The following is a 13,046-nucleotide window of genomic DNA, read 5'->3' as shown; positions in this document are numbered from 1 at the left end:
AAGCATTGGCCGCACCCCGCCACGCAGGAAGGCTGTTCCTTTGGGCCAAGCGCGCTATCCTTCAGTTGAGGTCAAGGCCGCGGGGAGGGTCAACTGTCCGAAATCCTGTCCGCGACCGGCATCGCCGCGCCACCCGCGGCCGGCAGCGCCTCGCCGGTGGCGCTGCTGCGCCAGGCGACGGGGCTGGCCGACCTGCTGGCCCTGGCCCTCGCCGGCCTCGTCTGGATGCGGGCGGGGCCGACGCCGCTGGCCTTCTCGCCGCTGGAGGGCGCGCTCATCGCCTTCCTCCTGCCGATGATGACCTTCCTGCTGATGCGCGCCTTTGGCCCCGTCCATCTGGGCCAGATGCTGCGCCTGCCCTGGACCGTGCTGGAGGCCATGGCCTATCCGGCGCTGGTGGGCCTCGCGGCCGTATTGCTGGCCCTGGCCGCGCTGGGGGGCCAGGCCGCCCATGCCCTGGTGCTGTGGCCGGCGCTCGCGGGCATGCTGCTGATGGCCTCTCGCCTGCTCGTCTCCACCGCCGCGCAGTTCGGCGTGCGGCAAGGTTGGCTGCGGCGGCGCATCGCCATCATCGGCGCCAGCGAGGAGGCGGAAGGGCTGATCGCGGACCTGACCGCGCCCGAGAATGTCGAGCCGCCCGACCTGGTGGGCATCTTCGACGACCGCGACGCGACGCGCCGCCCCGCCGCCCTGCATGGCCTGCCGGTGCGCGGCGATGTGCGGGCGCTGGCCGGGCTCGCGGCGCGCGAGCGCATCGACGTCATCGTCATCGCGCTGCCGATGCGCCGCGCCATCGACATCCTGCGCGTGATCCAGCAGGTGCAATGGCTCTCCTCCGACGTGATGGTCATGCTGGGGGGCGACAATGCCGCCCCGCAGGGGGCGCCGCGCCCGCTCATCGCCGGCCGACCGGCGCTGCGCCTCGTGCGCGCGCCGGTGCCGGGCGCGGCCATCCTGGTGAAGGGGGCGCTGGACAAGCTGCTGGCGGCCGGCCTGTCGTTGGTGGTGCTGCCCATCCTGGCCCTGGCCGCCATCGCCATCCGGCTGGAAAGCCCCGGGCCCGTGCTGTTCCGCCAGCGGCGCGTGGGGCAGTTCGGCCGGCCCTTCGAGGTGCTGAAGCTGCGCACCCTGCGCCTGGACCCAGCCGATGACGGGCGCCGCGGCGTGCGCGAGGGCGACCGGCGCATCACCCGCGTGGGCGCCTTCCTGCGCGCCACCTGCATCGACGAGATGCCGCAGGTCATCAACGTGCTGCGCGGCGAAATGAGCTTCGTGGGCCCCCGCCCGCACGTCCCCGGCATCGAGGTGGCGGGCCTGCCCATGGAGGAGATCGTGCCCGGCTATGGCGCGCGGCACCGCCTCAAGCCGGGCATCACCGGCTGGGCGCAGGTCAATGGGTTGTCAGGCACCATCGCCGGCCCCGCCATGGCGCGGGAGGTGGTGGGGCATGACCTCGCCTACCTCTCCGAGTGGTCGCTCTGGCTGGATTTGCGCATCCTGGCGCGGACGGCCGCCGTGTTCATGCTGGGCCGCGACGCCTTCGAGGCGCGGCGCCATGACTGGCGGGATGTGTGAGGCCCCATCGGGAAAATGGCTGGTCGGAGTGAGAGGATTCGAACCTCCGGCCCCTGCGTCCCGAACACAGTGCTCTACCAGGCTGAGCTACACTCCGGCGCCGTGCGCGTCTCATAACGTTACGGCGCTTGGCGGGCAAGCCGGGGGTGTGCAATGAAAAAGCCTCAACCTGTGAGCGACAGCCGAATGTCAAAGCCACTCCTCATCGGTCTCGGCCTGCTGGCCCTGCTGGGCACCGCCGCGGCGCAGACCAACCCCGCCCAGATCGTCCAGGAGCGCCGCGACGGGCTGCGCGCCGTGGGCGCCCATATGGAGGCCATGGCCGCCATCGCGCGCGCGGGCAGCGACCCTCGCCCGGCCGCCGAACGGGTGGCCGCCGTGCAGGCCTTCTTCGTGAACTTTCCCGACCGCTTCCCGGCCGGCACGGCGCGCGGGACCGCGGGGCTCGACACCCGCGCCCTGCCCGAGATCTGGACGGACCGCGCCAATTTCGAGCGCGTCGCCGCCGCACTCGGCCCCCGGCTGGAAGCGTTGAACACCGCCGCCCAGTCGGGCGACGCGCGGGCCTTCGCGGCCGCCGTGCAGGCCACCGGCGCCGCCTGCGGCGATTGCCATAGGCCCTTCCGCGCGCGGTAGCGCACGGAAGGGGTGCGGGACCTCAGACCAGCTCGACCCGCCCGGTGGCGAGGTCATAGATGCCGCCCCGCACCGCGAGTTCGCGCCGCGCGATCAGCCCCATCAGGATGGGCGAGGCCGTCTCCAGCGCCCGCACATTGTGCCGGACGTTGGAGACGAGGGCGCGGCGCGTCAGCTCATCGCCGCCAGGCCCCGCCATCGCGGGCTCGATGCCCGGCTTCATGGCCGTGACCAGGCCGGCGATGTTGCCGGGCAGGGCGTTGCTGCCCTGGCGCAGCGCATCCACGGTGGCATTGACCGCCCCGCAGCTCGTATGGCCCAGGACCAGGATCAGCTTCGTCCCGAGCACTGCGGCGCCGAATTCGAGGCTTCCCATCCCCTCCGTCGTCACGAAATTGCCCGCGACGCGCACCACGAAGAGGTCGCCGGGATTCTGGTCGAAGGCCAGTTCCGGCGCGACGCGCGAATCCGCGCAGCCCAGCACCGCCGCGAAGGGCGACTGCCCCTGGGCAAGGGCGACGCGGCGCGCGGAAAAGTCGCGCTGGCGGGGCTGGTCGGCGGCATAGCGCGCATTGCCCTCCACCAGGGCCTGCAAGGCGGCGTCGGGGGTCGCCGGCGCGGCCGCACTTCCCTGCGCCATAGCCGGCGCGACAAGAGAACTCGCGAGCAAGCCCGCCCCGCCCGCAAACATCGCCCGCCGCGCCATCCGCGGATCATCGCATAAGGTGCACATGTCGTTCCTCCCTTGTTGTCTCCAGATATTTCAAATGTCAGGAGCCAATTCCACAAGGTAAATCGACAGATATATTCCATTTCAGATTGGTGTCTTCACCTCTTTAGCGAGTTGTTCCGGGCTTCATCTGTCGAACCCCGCCATGGCGAGTTGCCGTGGCCCCTCCCCGTCGGGCAGGAAGAAGAAGGTGAAGATGTAGGGGTCGGAGGCGGCGAAGACGCTGGGGTCGGGGCTGGCCACCTGCATGGTGGCCGCGTCGAAGGCCGCGAAGGGGTGCAGGCGGCCGGCATGCCAGAACCAGGCGGAATAGCCCAGCTCGGCCAGCAGCGCCGGCACGGCCACGGTGCTGCCCGGGCGGTGGCGTTCTTCGATCTCGACCGAGAGCACCGGCCGGCAACGGCGCAGCGTCTCGCGGCCGCCTTGCAGCACTTCCTCCTCATACCCCTCGGCATCGAGCTTGATGGCGGTGACGTCGGTCAGCTCGAGCGCGTCCAGCGGCAGGACCGTGACGGGATGGCGCAAAGTGGTGACGCCGGCATGGCCCGCATAGGTCTTGGCGAGGCTCGCCCATTGCTCCGCCGCCTCGCCCGCCACCACGGGCAGTGTCAGCGTGGCCTCGCCATGGGTGGCGCCCAGCGCCTCGGGGCGCAAGGTGACGCGCGGATGGGCGCCGAGCCGGTTGCGCAGACGGGCCATGGCACTCGGCAGGGGTTCGAAGGCGATGACGTGGGCGCCGGGCAGTTCCGCGAGCGGTGCCGTCAGCAGCCCGTCATGGGCGCCGATGTCGAGGATGGTGCCGGGCCGGTGCAGCGCCCGGAAGAAATCGATCTCCTCCATCACACCCAGATGGTGCCGCGCGCCACGGGCACCACCCCGCCACCCACGCGCACGCGAATGGCGCCGTCCGCGTCGCGCCGGGCCGCCAGGTGCAGCAGGCTGGGGCGACCCATCTCGATGCCCTGCTCCACCTCCAGGTTCAGCACGCTGCCGCCCGCCACGGCCAGCAGCAGCCCTGCCAACGCACAATTGGCGCTGCCCGTGGCCGGGTCCTCGCCGATGCCGTCCAGCGGGGAGAACATCCGCACGCGGCGCCGGCCCAGGCCCAGCGGCGCGTGCAGCAGCAGCGCGCCGGTGCGGGAGAGATGGCGGCGGAAAGCCGCGGTGTCGGGCGTGGCGGTGGCGAGGGTCGCCACATCCTCCACCTCCGCAATGGCGAAGGGCAGGCCACAGCCGGCCTCGATGGGCGGGTGGCCGTTCATGTGAATGGCACCTGGCGGCAGGCCGGCGCAGAGGGCCACCTCGGCGGGGTCGAGATTGGCGCCGAGCTGGAGGGGCAGCGGCGCCTCGATCTCGGCCGCGGTGGGCGTGCCGGCGGCGTTGCGGCTGATCCAGGCGGTGACGAGGCCGGCCTCCTGCTCCAGCCGCAGCATGGCCGGTGCGCCCGGCATGCGTCGGGCCAGCAGCACCGCCGTACCCACATTGGGGTGGCCCGCGAAGGGCACCTCCTGCCCCGGGGTGAAGATGCGCAGCCGCGCATCGGCGACACCCGAGGGCAGGACGAACACCGTCTCGGACAGGTTGAATTCCCGCGCGATGGCCTGCATGCGCTGGCCGTCCAGCGCCTCGGCGCCATGCACCACGGCCAGCGGGTTGCCGCCGAAGCGGGTGGTGGTGAAGACGTCGGCCGTTTCGTACTCAAGTTCCATGGGCGGGGGTCTCGGCCCGGGGGGCAGCCAGGGCGGCGGCGATGGCGGCGTTCATCGCGGCCACGCCCGCCGCCGGGCCTTCCGGGTGGTTCCACACCGCGCCCACCACGGCCAGGAAATCCGCCCCCGCCTGGACCAGCGGCGCACAATTCTCCGCCGTGATGCCCCCGATGGCGACAGCGGGGATTTCCATCACCGAGCTCCACCAGGACAGCAGTTCGAGGTCGGCCACATGCTGCGTCTCCTTCGTGCTGGTGGGGAAGAAGGCGCCGAAGGCCACGTAGTCCGCGCCCATCTCGCCAGCCGTCATGGCGAGGTGGCGTGAGGCATGGCAGGTGATGCCCAGGATGCGCCCCGAGAGCAGCGTCCGCGCCCCCGCATGGTCGCCGTCGGACTGGCCCAGATGCGCGCCGTCGCAGCCCAGTTCGGCCGCCAGCGGCGCGTCGTCGTTGAGCAGGAAGGCCACGTCCCGCGCCTGGGCGATGGGCATGAGGCGGCGCGTCCAGTGGATGATCTCCTCGCGCGGGGCATCCTTCAGCCGCAGCTGGAGGCAGGCCACGTCGCCCCCCTCCAGCGCCGCTTCCAGCCGTGCCTCGAAGCCCGCATCGAGGCGCGGCGGGGTGATGAGATAGAGGCGGCAGCGATCATCCATGCCGCCTGTGTGGCGCCTGCCGCCCGGCGCGGCAAGCACCGGATGGTGGAGCTATGCGGCCCGCAGCCGCCGCACCAGCGCCCCCACCTCGGCGTCCAGCCGTCCCGACTGTTCGCCGATGACGCCGATGGCCTCGCCCACACCCTCCACGGCGCCGCGCGCGGCATCCACCTCGCCAGCCACGCGCTCCGCCGCGGTGGAGGCGAGCGACGTGCCCACCGCCGCTTCCTGCACCGAGCGCGCGATCTCGCGCGTGGCGCTGCCCTGCTCCTCCACGGCGCCCGCGATGGCGGTGGTGATCCCGTCCAGCCGCTGGATGGTGCTGGCGATGTCGGCCACGGCGGCAACCGCGGCCTCCATCGCGGCCTGCATGGCGGTGATCTGCCCACCGATCTCCTCCGTGGCGCGGGCGGTCTGGCCGGCCAGGTTCTTCACCTCGCTCGCCACCACGGCGAAGCCCTTGCCGGCATCGCCGGCGCGCGCGGCCTCGATGGTGGCGTTCAGCGCCAGCAGGTTGGTCTGGCCCGCGATGCCGTTGATCAGGCGCACCACATCGCCGATGCGGCTCGCGGCCTCGGTCAGCGTCTGCACCTTGGCGTCCGTCTCGCGCGATTGCTGGCTGGCTTCGGAGGCCACCCGCGCGGCCTCGCTCACCTGGCGGCCGATCTCGCTGGTGGAGGCGGCCAGCTCCTCGGCGGCGGCGGCGACGGCGCGGACATTCTCGGCCGCCATGCCGGCGCCCTGCGCCGCATCCTGGCTGGCCGCGCCCGAGCGCAGCGAGGTTTCCTCCAGCCGCGACTTCGCCTCGGCCAACCGCGCGCCGGCCTCGGTCAGCGCGCCGGTGACGCCGGAGAGCGAGCCCTCCACCTCGACCGCCGTGGCGGCGGTGGCCTCGGCCCGGCTGGCGGCGAGGCGCGCCTCGGCCGCCGCCTGGTCGGCCTTCAGGCGCTCGGCCTCCACCAGCGCGGCGCGCAGGCTCGCGAAGGCGCGGGCCATGCCACCGATCTCGTCGCGGCGCTCGGCCCCCGCGGCGCTGGCATCCAGCCGGCCCGCCGCCAGGCCTTCCAGCGCCACCGTCATGCCCTTGAGCGGGCGGCTCAGACCGCGCGCGAAGAGCAACCCGGCGGTGGCGGCCAGCAGCAGCATGACCAGCGCGGTCAGCCCCACCGAGCGCAGCGCGTCCTGGAAGGCGGCCGCCTTCCCGGAGAGGTCATAGGCGAATTCCACCGTGCCGATGGGCTGGCCGGCGAAGTCGCGCAGCGGCACGGCCAGGATGGCGAAGTCCCGGCCGCCGGCCTGGGCCTCGCGTCGCAGCTCGCCACCGCCCAGGATGGATTGCCGCGCGGCAGCGTCCAGCGTGCCCTCGGGGGCGCCCGGCAGGCCGCCGCCGATGCGCGCCGTGCCCTCGGCCGTGCGGCGATAGAGGGTGAAATCCAGCCCCGCGGCGTCGCGCAGGCGGCCCAGCACCTCCGGCGTCAGGCCCAGCGCCACGTCCATGGTGCCCACCACCTGTCCGCCGGACCGGATGGGCGCCACGCCGAAGAGCGAGACCTCCGCCGCGCCGACCTCAAGCCCCGCGACGCTGCGGCCGGTGGTGGCGGCCTGCACGATGGTGCGGCGGCGGGAGGCGATGTCATCGCCATGCTGCTCCGGGCGCCACACCCGCAGCAGGTTCACCGCGGGCGGCAGATGCACGTTCAGCCGCTGGCCACGCGCCTGGGCCGCCACCTGGCCGTCGCGCAGCAGGGCCAGCAGGGCGTCGCGGTCGCGCGCCACAACGGCTTGGGTGACGGCCGGCAGCGCGGCCAGGATTTCGGAGGCCGTCAGCACCTCGCGCGATTCGGCGGCCAGCGCCACCTCGAAGCCGGTGCGGGCACTGGCGAGGCGGCGTTCCGTGTCCTCGTCGAGCGAGGTGCGCTGGTTCACCAGCAGCACGGCGGCGAAGCCCGCGCAGGCCAGGAAGGCGACCAGCGTCATGGCCAATGCCAGGCTGGTGCCGAGGCTCTTGAAGCGGAACAGGGCGAAGCTTTGCATGCGAAATTCTCCTCGGGCCCCAGCTTGGCACCCGGAAGGTGAAGAATTCGTAGGTCTTTGCCGCGATCAGTGCAGTGCGATCGCCGCCCCCAGCCCCGCCAGCCCCAGGAAAAAGACCTGCCGGAAGCGCGCCTCGGACAGGGCATGGCGCAGCCGCGCCCCCAGCCACTGCCCGGCCAGCGCCGGGGCCAGCGCCAGCAGCGAGGCCAGCAGAAGCCCACTCTCCAACAGCCCCGCCCCACCCAGCAGCCCGCCCAGCGCCAGGGTCGAGACGGTGAAGGAGACGCCCAGCGCCCGCACCAGCCCCTCCTTCCCCAACCCTTGGGCCTGCAGCCATGGCACGGCCGGCAGCACGAAAACGCCCGTGGCCGCCGTCAGCGCGCCGGTGGCGAGGCCCACGGGCAGCCCCGCCCGCGCCGGCCAGGCGGGCCGCCAGGACACGAGCCCCAGCGCGCCATAGGCGATGAGGGCCACGCCCAGCAGAACGGCACCGAGCTTCCCGCCGAAGCCACCCCAAAGCCAGCCACCCAGCGCGGTGCCCACCACCACGCCCAGCAGCATCGGCCAAAGCCGCCGCGCCATGGAAAACGCCGCGGCGGGCGGCCCCATCTGCACCATGTTCGTCACGAAGGAGGGCAGCAGCAGCAGGGCCGCCGCCTGGGCCGGCCCCAGGATCAGCCCCAGCAACCCCATGGCGATGGTGGGCAGGCCGAGCCCGATCACCCCCTTCACGAAGCCGGCGAGGAGAAAGACGAGGGCGATGGCGAGGAGGTCGGTCATCCCTCCCTGCTACAGCGCCACACGCGGCGCGGTTTCAGCGGGCGGCGAAGCGATGCGGCTTGACGGGGCGGGGCCGCGCGGCTTTCTGGCTTGCAATGCCTTGCATGAACGGGAGGACACCCATGCTGACCCGCCGCCTTTCCCTCGCCCTGCCCGCCCTGCTGGCCGCCGGCACGGCCAGCGCCCAGGGTTCGACGTCCGGCTGGAGCCCGAACCGCCCCATCCGCATGATCGTGCCCTTCGCGGCCGGCGGCGCGGCCGACAGCAGCACCCGCACCCTCGGCCCCCGCATGGGCGAGCGCCTGGGCCAGCCCATCGCGGTCGAGAACCGCACCGGTGCCGGCGGCTCGCTGGGCGCGGGCGAAGTGGCGCGTGCCACGGCCGATGGCCAGACGCTGCTGATGGACGCCTCCAGCCATATCGTGAACCCCTCGCTGCTGCAGGGGCTGCCCTTCAACTACAACACGGCCTTCACGCCCATCTCGCAGGTCGTGACCTTCCCGCAGGTGCTGGCCGTGAAGGCGGACCTGCCGGTGCGGACGCTGGAGGAATTCGTGGCGCTGGCCCGCCGCCAGCCGCTGAACATCGGCACCCAGGGCAATGCGACGGCGGGGCATCTGGGGCTCGCCATGCTCTCGCGCGCGGCCGGGGTGGAACTGACCCATGTGGCCTATCGCGGCGGCGCCGCGGCGGCGCGGGACCTGGCGGGCGGCACGCTGGATGGCGTGTTCATCACCCTGCTCTCGGCCAAGCCCATCGTGGAGAGCGGGCGGGCGCGGTTCATCGCCCTGTCCGCGCCGCAGCGCGTCGCACTTGCGCCGGAACTGGCCACCTTCGCCGAACTGGGCATCCAGGGCGTGGAACTGTCGGAATGGACGGGCCTCTTCGCGCCCGCCGGCACGCCCGAGCCCGCCATCGCCGCCATCCATGCCGCGCTGCGCCACGCGCTGGAGGATGCCGAGGTGGCGCAGCGCCTCGCGCAGATCGGCGCCGTGCCGCTGGGCAGCAGCCCCGCCGAATTCGCCCGCTTCGTCACCGAGGGCCGCACCGCCATGGGAAGGCTGGTGCAGGAGGCGAATATCCGCATTGAGTAGCGCGCACGAAAAAGGGGGCGCGGAACCCGCGCCCCCCCTACCTTTGGCCCGGCCTTGGATCAGGCCTTGCCGCGGTAGATGTCGATCATGTCGGACAGCAGCTTCAGCGCTTCCTCGCGCGGGCGCTGGAAGGCGTTGCGGCCCACGATGGAGCCATTGCCGCCGCCGCCATGAATGGCGCGGGCCGAGGCCAGCAGGCTGTCGGCGCCCGCCGTCTCGCCGCCCGAGAACACCACGAGGCGCCGGCCGTTGAAGCAGGCCTTCACGATGTGGGCGATGCGGGCCGCGCCGTCCGAGACCTCCACCGGGAAGTCCTTGTAGGTCTTCTTGGCGGCGTCGAGGAACACGGCGTCGGTGGGCGGCTTCACCTTGATGATGTGCGCGCCCATCAGCGCCGCCATGTGCGCGGCATAGGCGCAGATGTCGAGCGCGGTTTCGCCGACCTTGTCCAGCATCGGGCCGCGCGGATAGGACCACACGACGACGGCGAGGCCGGCATCCTTGGCCTCGGCGGCCAGCTCGCGCAGCTCTTCCATCATCTCGAACTGGTATTCGCTGCCCGGGTAGATGGTGAAGCCGATGGCCGAGCAGCCGAGGCGCAGCGCGTCCGCCACCGTGCCGGTCACGGCCTGGTCCTTGGTGGTGGAGAGGCTGTTGCTGCTGTTCACCTTCAGGATGGTGGGGATGCAGCCGGCATAGGTGGCCGCACCGGCCTCGATCATGCCCAGCGGCGCGGCATAGGCGTTCAGACCCGCGTCGATGGCCAGGTCGAACAGGTAGTGCGGGTCATAGGCGGCGGCGTTCGAGGCGAAGCTGCGGGCCGGGCCGTGCTCGAAGCCCTGGTCCACCGGCAGGATCACCATGCGACCGGTGCCGCGCAGGCGGCCCGTCATCAGGATGCGGGCGAGGTTCGCCTTGGTGCCGGGGTTGTCGCTCTCATACCAGGAGAGGATCTTCTTCACCTGCGGGGTCAGCTTCATCGCATGTCCTTTCGGGGGCAATCGGCCTGTTTGCCGGGTGTTAGGCCAGATCAGGTGTGCGGGGAAGCCCGAGCCATCGCGCGAGGTGCCTCTGGCCCTGCGGCTTGTGCAGCTGCACCCGGGCGAGGTCGAGCGCCGGTGGGGCCTCGGGCAGCAGCGTCACCCCCTGCCCCGCGAAGAGCGCGGCCAGGGCCGGGAAGACCGGCACAGCGGGGGAAAGCACCACGGCCTGGAAGCCGGCGCGGAGGGCGGCCAGCGCGTGGCCCGGCGCATCGGCCGCGTCGAGAATGCCCAGCGGCAGCGCGTCATGCGCCACCAGCAGCGCGCGGAACCCCTCCACCCCCCACCAGGCGGCGGCCCCGGGCGCCGAGAGCAGCCGGGGCGGCCTGTCCCCCGCGAGGGCCAGCACGGCGGCCAGCTCAGGCGCGCCGTGGATGATGACGCAGGGGGAAGGGGCCGCGGGGGGGAGCATGCTGCAACGCGGTTGACCCTGCTTCCCTGGCATGTCAACGCTTTCCGCAAGGGCTTTCCCACGGAGCGGCATCCAATCCGGCGGGGCATGGGCGTGGAGAGACGGGCTTGGCCGCGAAGGACGTGAACATGCTGGCGGCCGAACGACTTGAAGCCGCGGTGGAACGGCTGGCCAGCGCGCTGGAGACGTGGCGCGCCGCCCGGCTGCGCGAGGCGGAGACGGAAGGCACGGTCCCGCGCGCGGAGCTGGAAGCGCTTTCGGCCCAGCTGGACGACACGCTGGTCCGGCTCCGCGGGGCGCTGGACGAGCCGGAAGGCTAGAGCATGCGGCGTTCACCCGCGTTCACACAGCCTGCTCCAGCCCTTGCTGAAAGCGGGCTTCCGCGTTTTCGGTGATTCCACCTCAACGCATCCCGCTCTAAACGGCGAGAAGCACGCGGCCCCGCCCAGGGCCGCCAGCAGCATGGAGGGTCCGATGGGCCAGGTGAATGTCCGGGTGAATGGCTACAGCCACACCATCGGCTGCAAGGATGGCGAGGAAGGCCATGTCCAGGACCTGATCGCGCAGATCGAGGAGAAGGTGCGGCTGATCCGCTCCATGGGCGGGCAGCTCAGCGAATCGCGGATGCTGCTGCATGTGGCGCTGCTCTTCGCGGATGAAGCGAATGACCTGCGGATGGATTTGCTGCGCCTGCGCCGCGAGGTGGCCCAGAACCAGGCCCAGCCCCCCGGCCTGATCCAGTTGCCCCCGCAGGAGCAGGATCCGATGCTGGCCGAGCGGCTGACGCGGATCGCGGAGCGGATCGAGGGCATCGCGCAGAACCTGGAGAACGAGTGAGGGCACAGGCGCCCCGATCCCTCCCGGCACCGCCTGCCCACGCTCCGGCCGCAAGGCGGCCGGCGCGCCCAGACCGACAATTGAACCCAGAGCATCAGTGCAAGGCGCGGAAGCCAAGCCGCCGGAGGCGGCGCCCGGCGTTTGAGGGCATAAAAAAGCTAAACCCGGTTCAGCCGCTTTGCGGCTGAACCGGGTTTAGCGCGAAGCCGCCCTGGCCGTTGGCGTCTGCATCCTCCCAAGGCCTGCCATAAGCAGGTGGGCACCAGATAGCCGAACCACGGTTCGGCCAGCGCCAGTTCCCGGGAGTTGCGTATTGGCCCTGGGGATGTCTGAACCTGACGCACCGGGCAGCCTCGCCAGATCAAATTGGCCCTGCGGCGCGTGAAGAACAAGGGGGCGGGCCGCCTCAGCGGCAGCTCAGCACGCGCAGGTCATAGACCGGATGTTCGAGCATGTTCACCGCGGGGGTCGCGGCGAAGAGCCAGCCCCGGAAAATCGGGCCGCTGTTGGGCGGGCTGAGCGAATCGGTGATTTCGAGCCAGGCGGCGGCATCGGGCACCTCATCGGGCGGGCGGGCATGGCAGGCGCGCAGCGTGATGGTCAGCGTGCCGAACTGCATCGGCTCGCCCAGCGTGGCCCGGATCACGGAGATGCGCGCCGTCACCTTGTCCAGCGCCTGGAGTTCGGCCGTGCGGCGCTCGACCCAGCCCTGCGCCTGAGCAAGCGTGGGCAGCACGAGCGCTAGCAGGGCCGCCAGGAAGAGACGGCGCATCACGCCCCCCGCCCTTTCGGGCTGCGCAGCCCGGCCACCAGCCCGGCCAGGATGTCACGCATCGCGGCCTCGTCCACGCCCATGAGCAGTGCGTCCTCGAAGGTGTCCTGCAGGATCTGGGCCGCCTCTTCGTGGTTTTCCGCCAGGACCTTCAGCTTCTCCCGACATGCGATGGGCTGCCCATCGGCCCCGGGCCAGATGGCGGGCAGGCCGGTCATCGAGGGGCCGGTGCGGCCTCGCCGCCGGGATTCATCTGGGTCACGGAAAAGATGAAGCGGCCCAGCAGGCTTTCCAGGCTGATCGAGCCCTGGGTGTCGGTGATGCGCCCGCCACTGGCCAGCACCTGCTCCGCCCCGCCCGGCACGATGGCGATATAGCGGCCGCCCAGCAGCGATTCCGACTGGATCTCGGCCGAGGAATCGCGCGGCAATTGCAGGTCGGAGCGCACGTTGAGGGTGATTTCCGCCAGGAAGGTGCGCGGGTCTATCCGCATCTCGGTGACGGAGCCCACGCGCACGCCGCCGATGCGGACATCGGCGCCATTGTTCAGGCCGTCCACGCGGTCGAAGGCGGCGGTCAGCACCAGGCCGCCGCCGGCGGCGGTGGCGCGGCCGCCTTGCACGACGGCATAGGCCAGGAAGAACACGGCCACGGCGATGACGACGGCACCCGTCGCGATCTCGGCCAGTCTTTGGGCCTTCATGCGATCATTCCTTATGCGGGGCGGAGATGCCCGACCCTTATGCGGGCGAAACCGCCCGACGCCGCCCATGTG

General features: G+C 71.9%; 16 protein-coding genes, 1 tRNA gene and 1 other RNA gene. 5 read left to right on the top strand and 13 right to left on the bottom strand.

Features of this window, described 5'->3' with window-relative positions; all coding sequences use genetic code 11:
* The first annotated feature begins 156 nt into the window (after positions 1 to 156).
* On the top strand, positions 157 to 1,575 hold the full coding sequence (locus tag GGQ83_RS17700; RefSeq protein WP_184386320.1) for an exopolysaccharide biosynthesis polyprenyl glycosylphosphotransferase: 1,419 nt from the start codon (positions 157 to 159) through the stop codon (positions 1,573 to 1,575).
* 20 nt (positions 1,576 to 1,595) lie between these two features.
* Here the strand turns inward: GGQ83_RS17700 and GGQ83_RS17695 are convergent.
* A tRNA-Pro gene (locus tag GGQ83_RS17695) sits at positions 1,596 to 1,672 on the bottom strand.
* 89 nt (positions 1,673 to 1,761) lie between these two features.
* Between GGQ83_RS17695 and GGQ83_RS17690 the strand changes: the two genes are divergently transcribed.
* Entirely contained in the window at positions 1,762 to 2,211 is a 450-nt protein-coding gene (locus tag GGQ83_RS17690; protein ID WP_184386319.1) for a c-type cytochrome, read from the top strand.
* 22 nt (positions 2,212 to 2,233) lie between these two features.
* Here GGQ83_RS17690 and GGQ83_RS17685 read toward each other — a convergent pair whose 3' ends face one another.
* From GGQ83_RS17685 to GGQ83_RS17660, 6 genes are all read right to left on the bottom strand, one after another.
* Positions 2,234 to 2,851 carry a carbonic anhydrase gene (locus GGQ83_RS17685; RefSeq protein ID WP_242535210.1) on the bottom strand — a complete coding sequence of 206 codons (618 nt, stop codon included), beginning with the start codon at positions 2,849 to 2,851 and terminating at the stop codon, positions 2,234 to 2,236.
* A gap of 216 nt (positions 2,852 to 3,067) precedes the next feature.
* Positions 3,068 to 3,781 carry an FkbM family methyltransferase gene (locus GGQ83_RS17680; protein ID WP_184386317.1) on the bottom strand — a complete coding sequence of 238 codons (714 nt, stop codon included), beginning with the start codon at positions 3,779 to 3,781 and terminating at the stop codon, positions 3,068 to 3,070.
* On the bottom strand, positions 3,781 to 4,650 hold the full coding sequence (locus GGQ83_RS17675) for a PhzF family phenazine biosynthesis protein (protein WP_184386316.1): 870 nt from the start codon (positions 4,648 to 4,650) through the stop codon (positions 3,781 to 3,783). The genes GGQ83_RS17680 and GGQ83_RS17675 overlap by 1 nt, the downstream gene beginning before the upstream one ends.
* Positions 4,640 to 5,302, bottom strand: coding sequence for a thiamine phosphate synthase (gene thiE / locus GGQ83_RS17670; protein ID WP_184386315.1), 663 nt, complete (start codon positions 5,300 to 5,302; stop codon positions 4,640 to 4,642). Before thiE ends, GGQ83_RS17675 begins: the two co-directional genes overlap by 11 nt.
* 51 nt (positions 5,303 to 5,353) lie before the next feature.
* Positions 5,354 to 7,336, bottom strand: coding sequence for a methyl-accepting chemotaxis protein (locus tag GGQ83_RS17665; protein ID WP_184386314.1), 1,983 nt, complete (start codon positions 7,334 to 7,336; stop codon positions 5,354 to 5,356).
* A 66-nt stretch (positions 7,337 to 7,402) separates the two neighbouring features.
* Entirely contained in the window at positions 7,403 to 8,116 is a 714-nt protein-coding gene (locus tag GGQ83_RS17660) for a sulfite exporter TauE/SafE family protein (protein ID WP_184386313.1), read from the bottom strand.
* Between the two features lie 122 nt (positions 8,117 to 8,238).
* Between GGQ83_RS17660 and GGQ83_RS17655 the strand changes: the two genes are divergently transcribed.
* Complete coding sequence (locus GGQ83_RS17655) at positions 8,239 to 9,210, top strand: Bug family tripartite tricarboxylate transporter substrate binding protein (RefSeq protein WP_242535209.1); 972 nt, start codon at positions 8,239 to 8,241, stop codon at positions 9,208 to 9,210.
* 59 nt (positions 9,211 to 9,269) lie between these two features.
* Here GGQ83_RS17655 and GGQ83_RS17650 read toward each other — a convergent pair whose 3' ends face one another.
* Together GGQ83_RS17650 and GGQ83_RS17645 are read right to left on the bottom strand one after the other, a co-directional pair.
* Positions 9,270 to 10,190, bottom strand: a complete 921-nt coding sequence (locus GGQ83_RS17650) for a class I fructose-bisphosphate aldolase (protein WP_184386311.1) — start codon at positions 10,188 to 10,190, stop codon at positions 9,270 to 9,272.
* 40 nt (positions 10,191 to 10,230) lie between these two features.
* Positions 10,231 to 10,662 (bottom strand): hypothetical protein, encoded by a 432-nt coding sequence (locus tag GGQ83_RS17645; RefSeq protein ID WP_184386310.1) that lies wholly within the window; start codon positions 10,660 to 10,662, stop codon positions 10,231 to 10,233.
* 107 nt (positions 10,663 to 10,769) lie between these two features.
* Between GGQ83_RS17645 and GGQ83_RS17640 the strand changes: the two genes are divergently transcribed.
* Entirely contained in the window at positions 10,770 to 10,982 is a 213-nt protein-coding gene (locus GGQ83_RS17640) for a hypothetical protein (RefSeq protein WP_184386309.1), read from the top strand.
* Positions 10,983 to 11,136: 154 nt separating this feature from the next.
* Positions 11,137 to 11,499 (top strand): cell division protein ZapA, encoded by a 363-nt coding sequence (locus GGQ83_RS17635; RefSeq protein WP_184386308.1) that lies wholly within the window; start codon positions 11,137 to 11,139, stop codon positions 11,497 to 11,499.
* A 199-nt stretch (positions 11,500 to 11,698) separates the two neighbouring features.
* On the opposite strand, the gene ssrS is transcribed toward GGQ83_RS17635, so the two are convergent.
* The 4 genes from ssrS to mlaD form a co-directional block, all read right to left on the bottom strand.
* A non-coding RNA gene (gene ssrS / locus GGQ83_RS20450) (6S RNA) lies at positions 11,699 to 11,856 on the bottom strand.
* A 49-nt stretch (positions 11,857 to 11,905) separates the two neighbouring features.
* The gene (locus GGQ83_RS17630) at positions 11,906 to 12,271 is read right to left on the bottom strand and encodes a DUF2155 domain-containing protein (RefSeq protein WP_184386307.1); all 366 of its coding nucleotides are present in this window, start codon (positions 12,269 to 12,271) and stop codon (positions 11,906 to 11,908) included.
* Positions 12,271 to 12,489: a hypothetical protein gene (locus tag GGQ83_RS17625; protein WP_184386306.1), complete on the bottom strand. Its 219-nt coding sequence runs from the start codon at positions 12,487 to 12,489 to the stop codon at positions 12,271 to 12,273. Before GGQ83_RS17625 ends, GGQ83_RS17630 begins: the two co-directional genes overlap by 1 nt.
* Entirely contained in the window at positions 12,486 to 12,974 is a 489-nt protein-coding gene (gene mlaD / locus GGQ83_RS17620) for an outer membrane lipid asymmetry maintenance protein MlaD (protein ID WP_184386305.1), read from the bottom strand. Before mlaD ends, GGQ83_RS17625 begins: the two co-directional genes overlap by 4 nt.
* Positions 12,975 to 13,046 lie beyond the last annotated feature (72 nt).

It is taken from the genome of Roseococcus suduntuyensis, assembly GCF_014196305.1.
Lineage (GTDB): Bacteria > Pseudomonadota > Alphaproteobacteria > Acetobacterales > Acetobacteraceae > Roseococcus > Roseococcus suduntuyensis.
This window is presented reverse-complemented; position numbering and strand designations above follow the sequence as displayed.

What these genes read in the sequence shown, in the direction of transcription:
- GGQ83_RS17690 (WP_184386319.1), top strand. Translation starts at nt 1,762, where the DNA reads ATGTCAAAGCCACTCCTCATCGGTCTCGGCCTGCTGGCCCTGCTGGGC.
- GGQ83_RS17685 (WP_242535210.1), bottom strand. Translation starts at nt 2,851, where the DNA reads ATGGCGCAGGGAAGTGCGGCCGCGCCGGCGACCCCCGACGCCGCCTTG.
- GGQ83_RS17680 (WP_184386317.1), bottom strand. Translation starts at nt 3,781, where the DNA reads ATGGAGGAGATCGATTTCTTCCGGGCGCTGCACCGGCCCGGCACCATC.
- GGQ83_RS17675 (WP_184386316.1), bottom strand. Translation starts at nt 4,650, where the DNA reads ATGGAACTTGAGTACGAAACGGCCGACGTCTTCACCACCACCCGCTTC.
- thiE (WP_184386315.1), bottom strand. Translation starts at nt 5,302, where the DNA reads ATGGATGATCGCTGCCGCCTCTATCTCATCACCCCGCCGCGCCTCGAT.
- GGQ83_RS17665 (WP_184386314.1), bottom strand. Translation starts at nt 7,336, where the DNA reads ATGCAAAGCTTCGCCCTGTTCCGCTTCAAGAGCCTCGGCACCAGCCTG.
- GGQ83_RS17660 (WP_184386313.1), bottom strand. Translation starts at nt 8,116, where the DNA reads ATGACCGACCTCCTCGCCATCGCCCTCGTCTTTCTCCTCGCCGGCTTC.
- GGQ83_RS17655 (WP_242535209.1), top strand. Translation starts at nt 8,239, where the DNA reads ATGCTGACCCGCCGCCTTTCCCTCGCCCTGCCCGCCCTGCTGGCCGCC.
- GGQ83_RS17650 (WP_184386311.1), bottom strand. Translation starts at nt 10,190, where the DNA reads ATGAAGCTGACCCCGCAGGTGAAGAAGATCCTCTCCTGGTATGAGAGC.
- GGQ83_RS17645 (WP_184386310.1), bottom strand. Translation starts at nt 10,662, where the DNA reads ATGCTCCCCCCCGCGGCCCCTTCCCCCTGCGTCATCATCCACGGCGCG.
- GGQ83_RS17635 (WP_184386308.1), top strand. Translation starts at nt 11,137, where the DNA reads ATGGGCCAGGTGAATGTCCGGGTGAATGGCTACAGCCACACCATCGGC.
- GGQ83_RS17630 (WP_184386307.1), bottom strand. Translation starts at nt 12,271, where the DNA reads ATGCGCCGTCTCTTCCTGGCGGCCCTGCTAGCGCTCGTGCTGCCCACG.
- GGQ83_RS17625 (WP_184386306.1), bottom strand. Translation starts at nt 12,489, where the DNA reads ATGACCGGCCTGCCCGCCATCTGGCCCGGGGCCGATGGGCAGCCCATC.
- mlaD (WP_184386305.1), bottom strand. Translation starts at nt 12,974, where the DNA reads ATGAAGGCCCAAAGACTGGCCGAGATCGCGACGGGTGCCGTCGTCATC.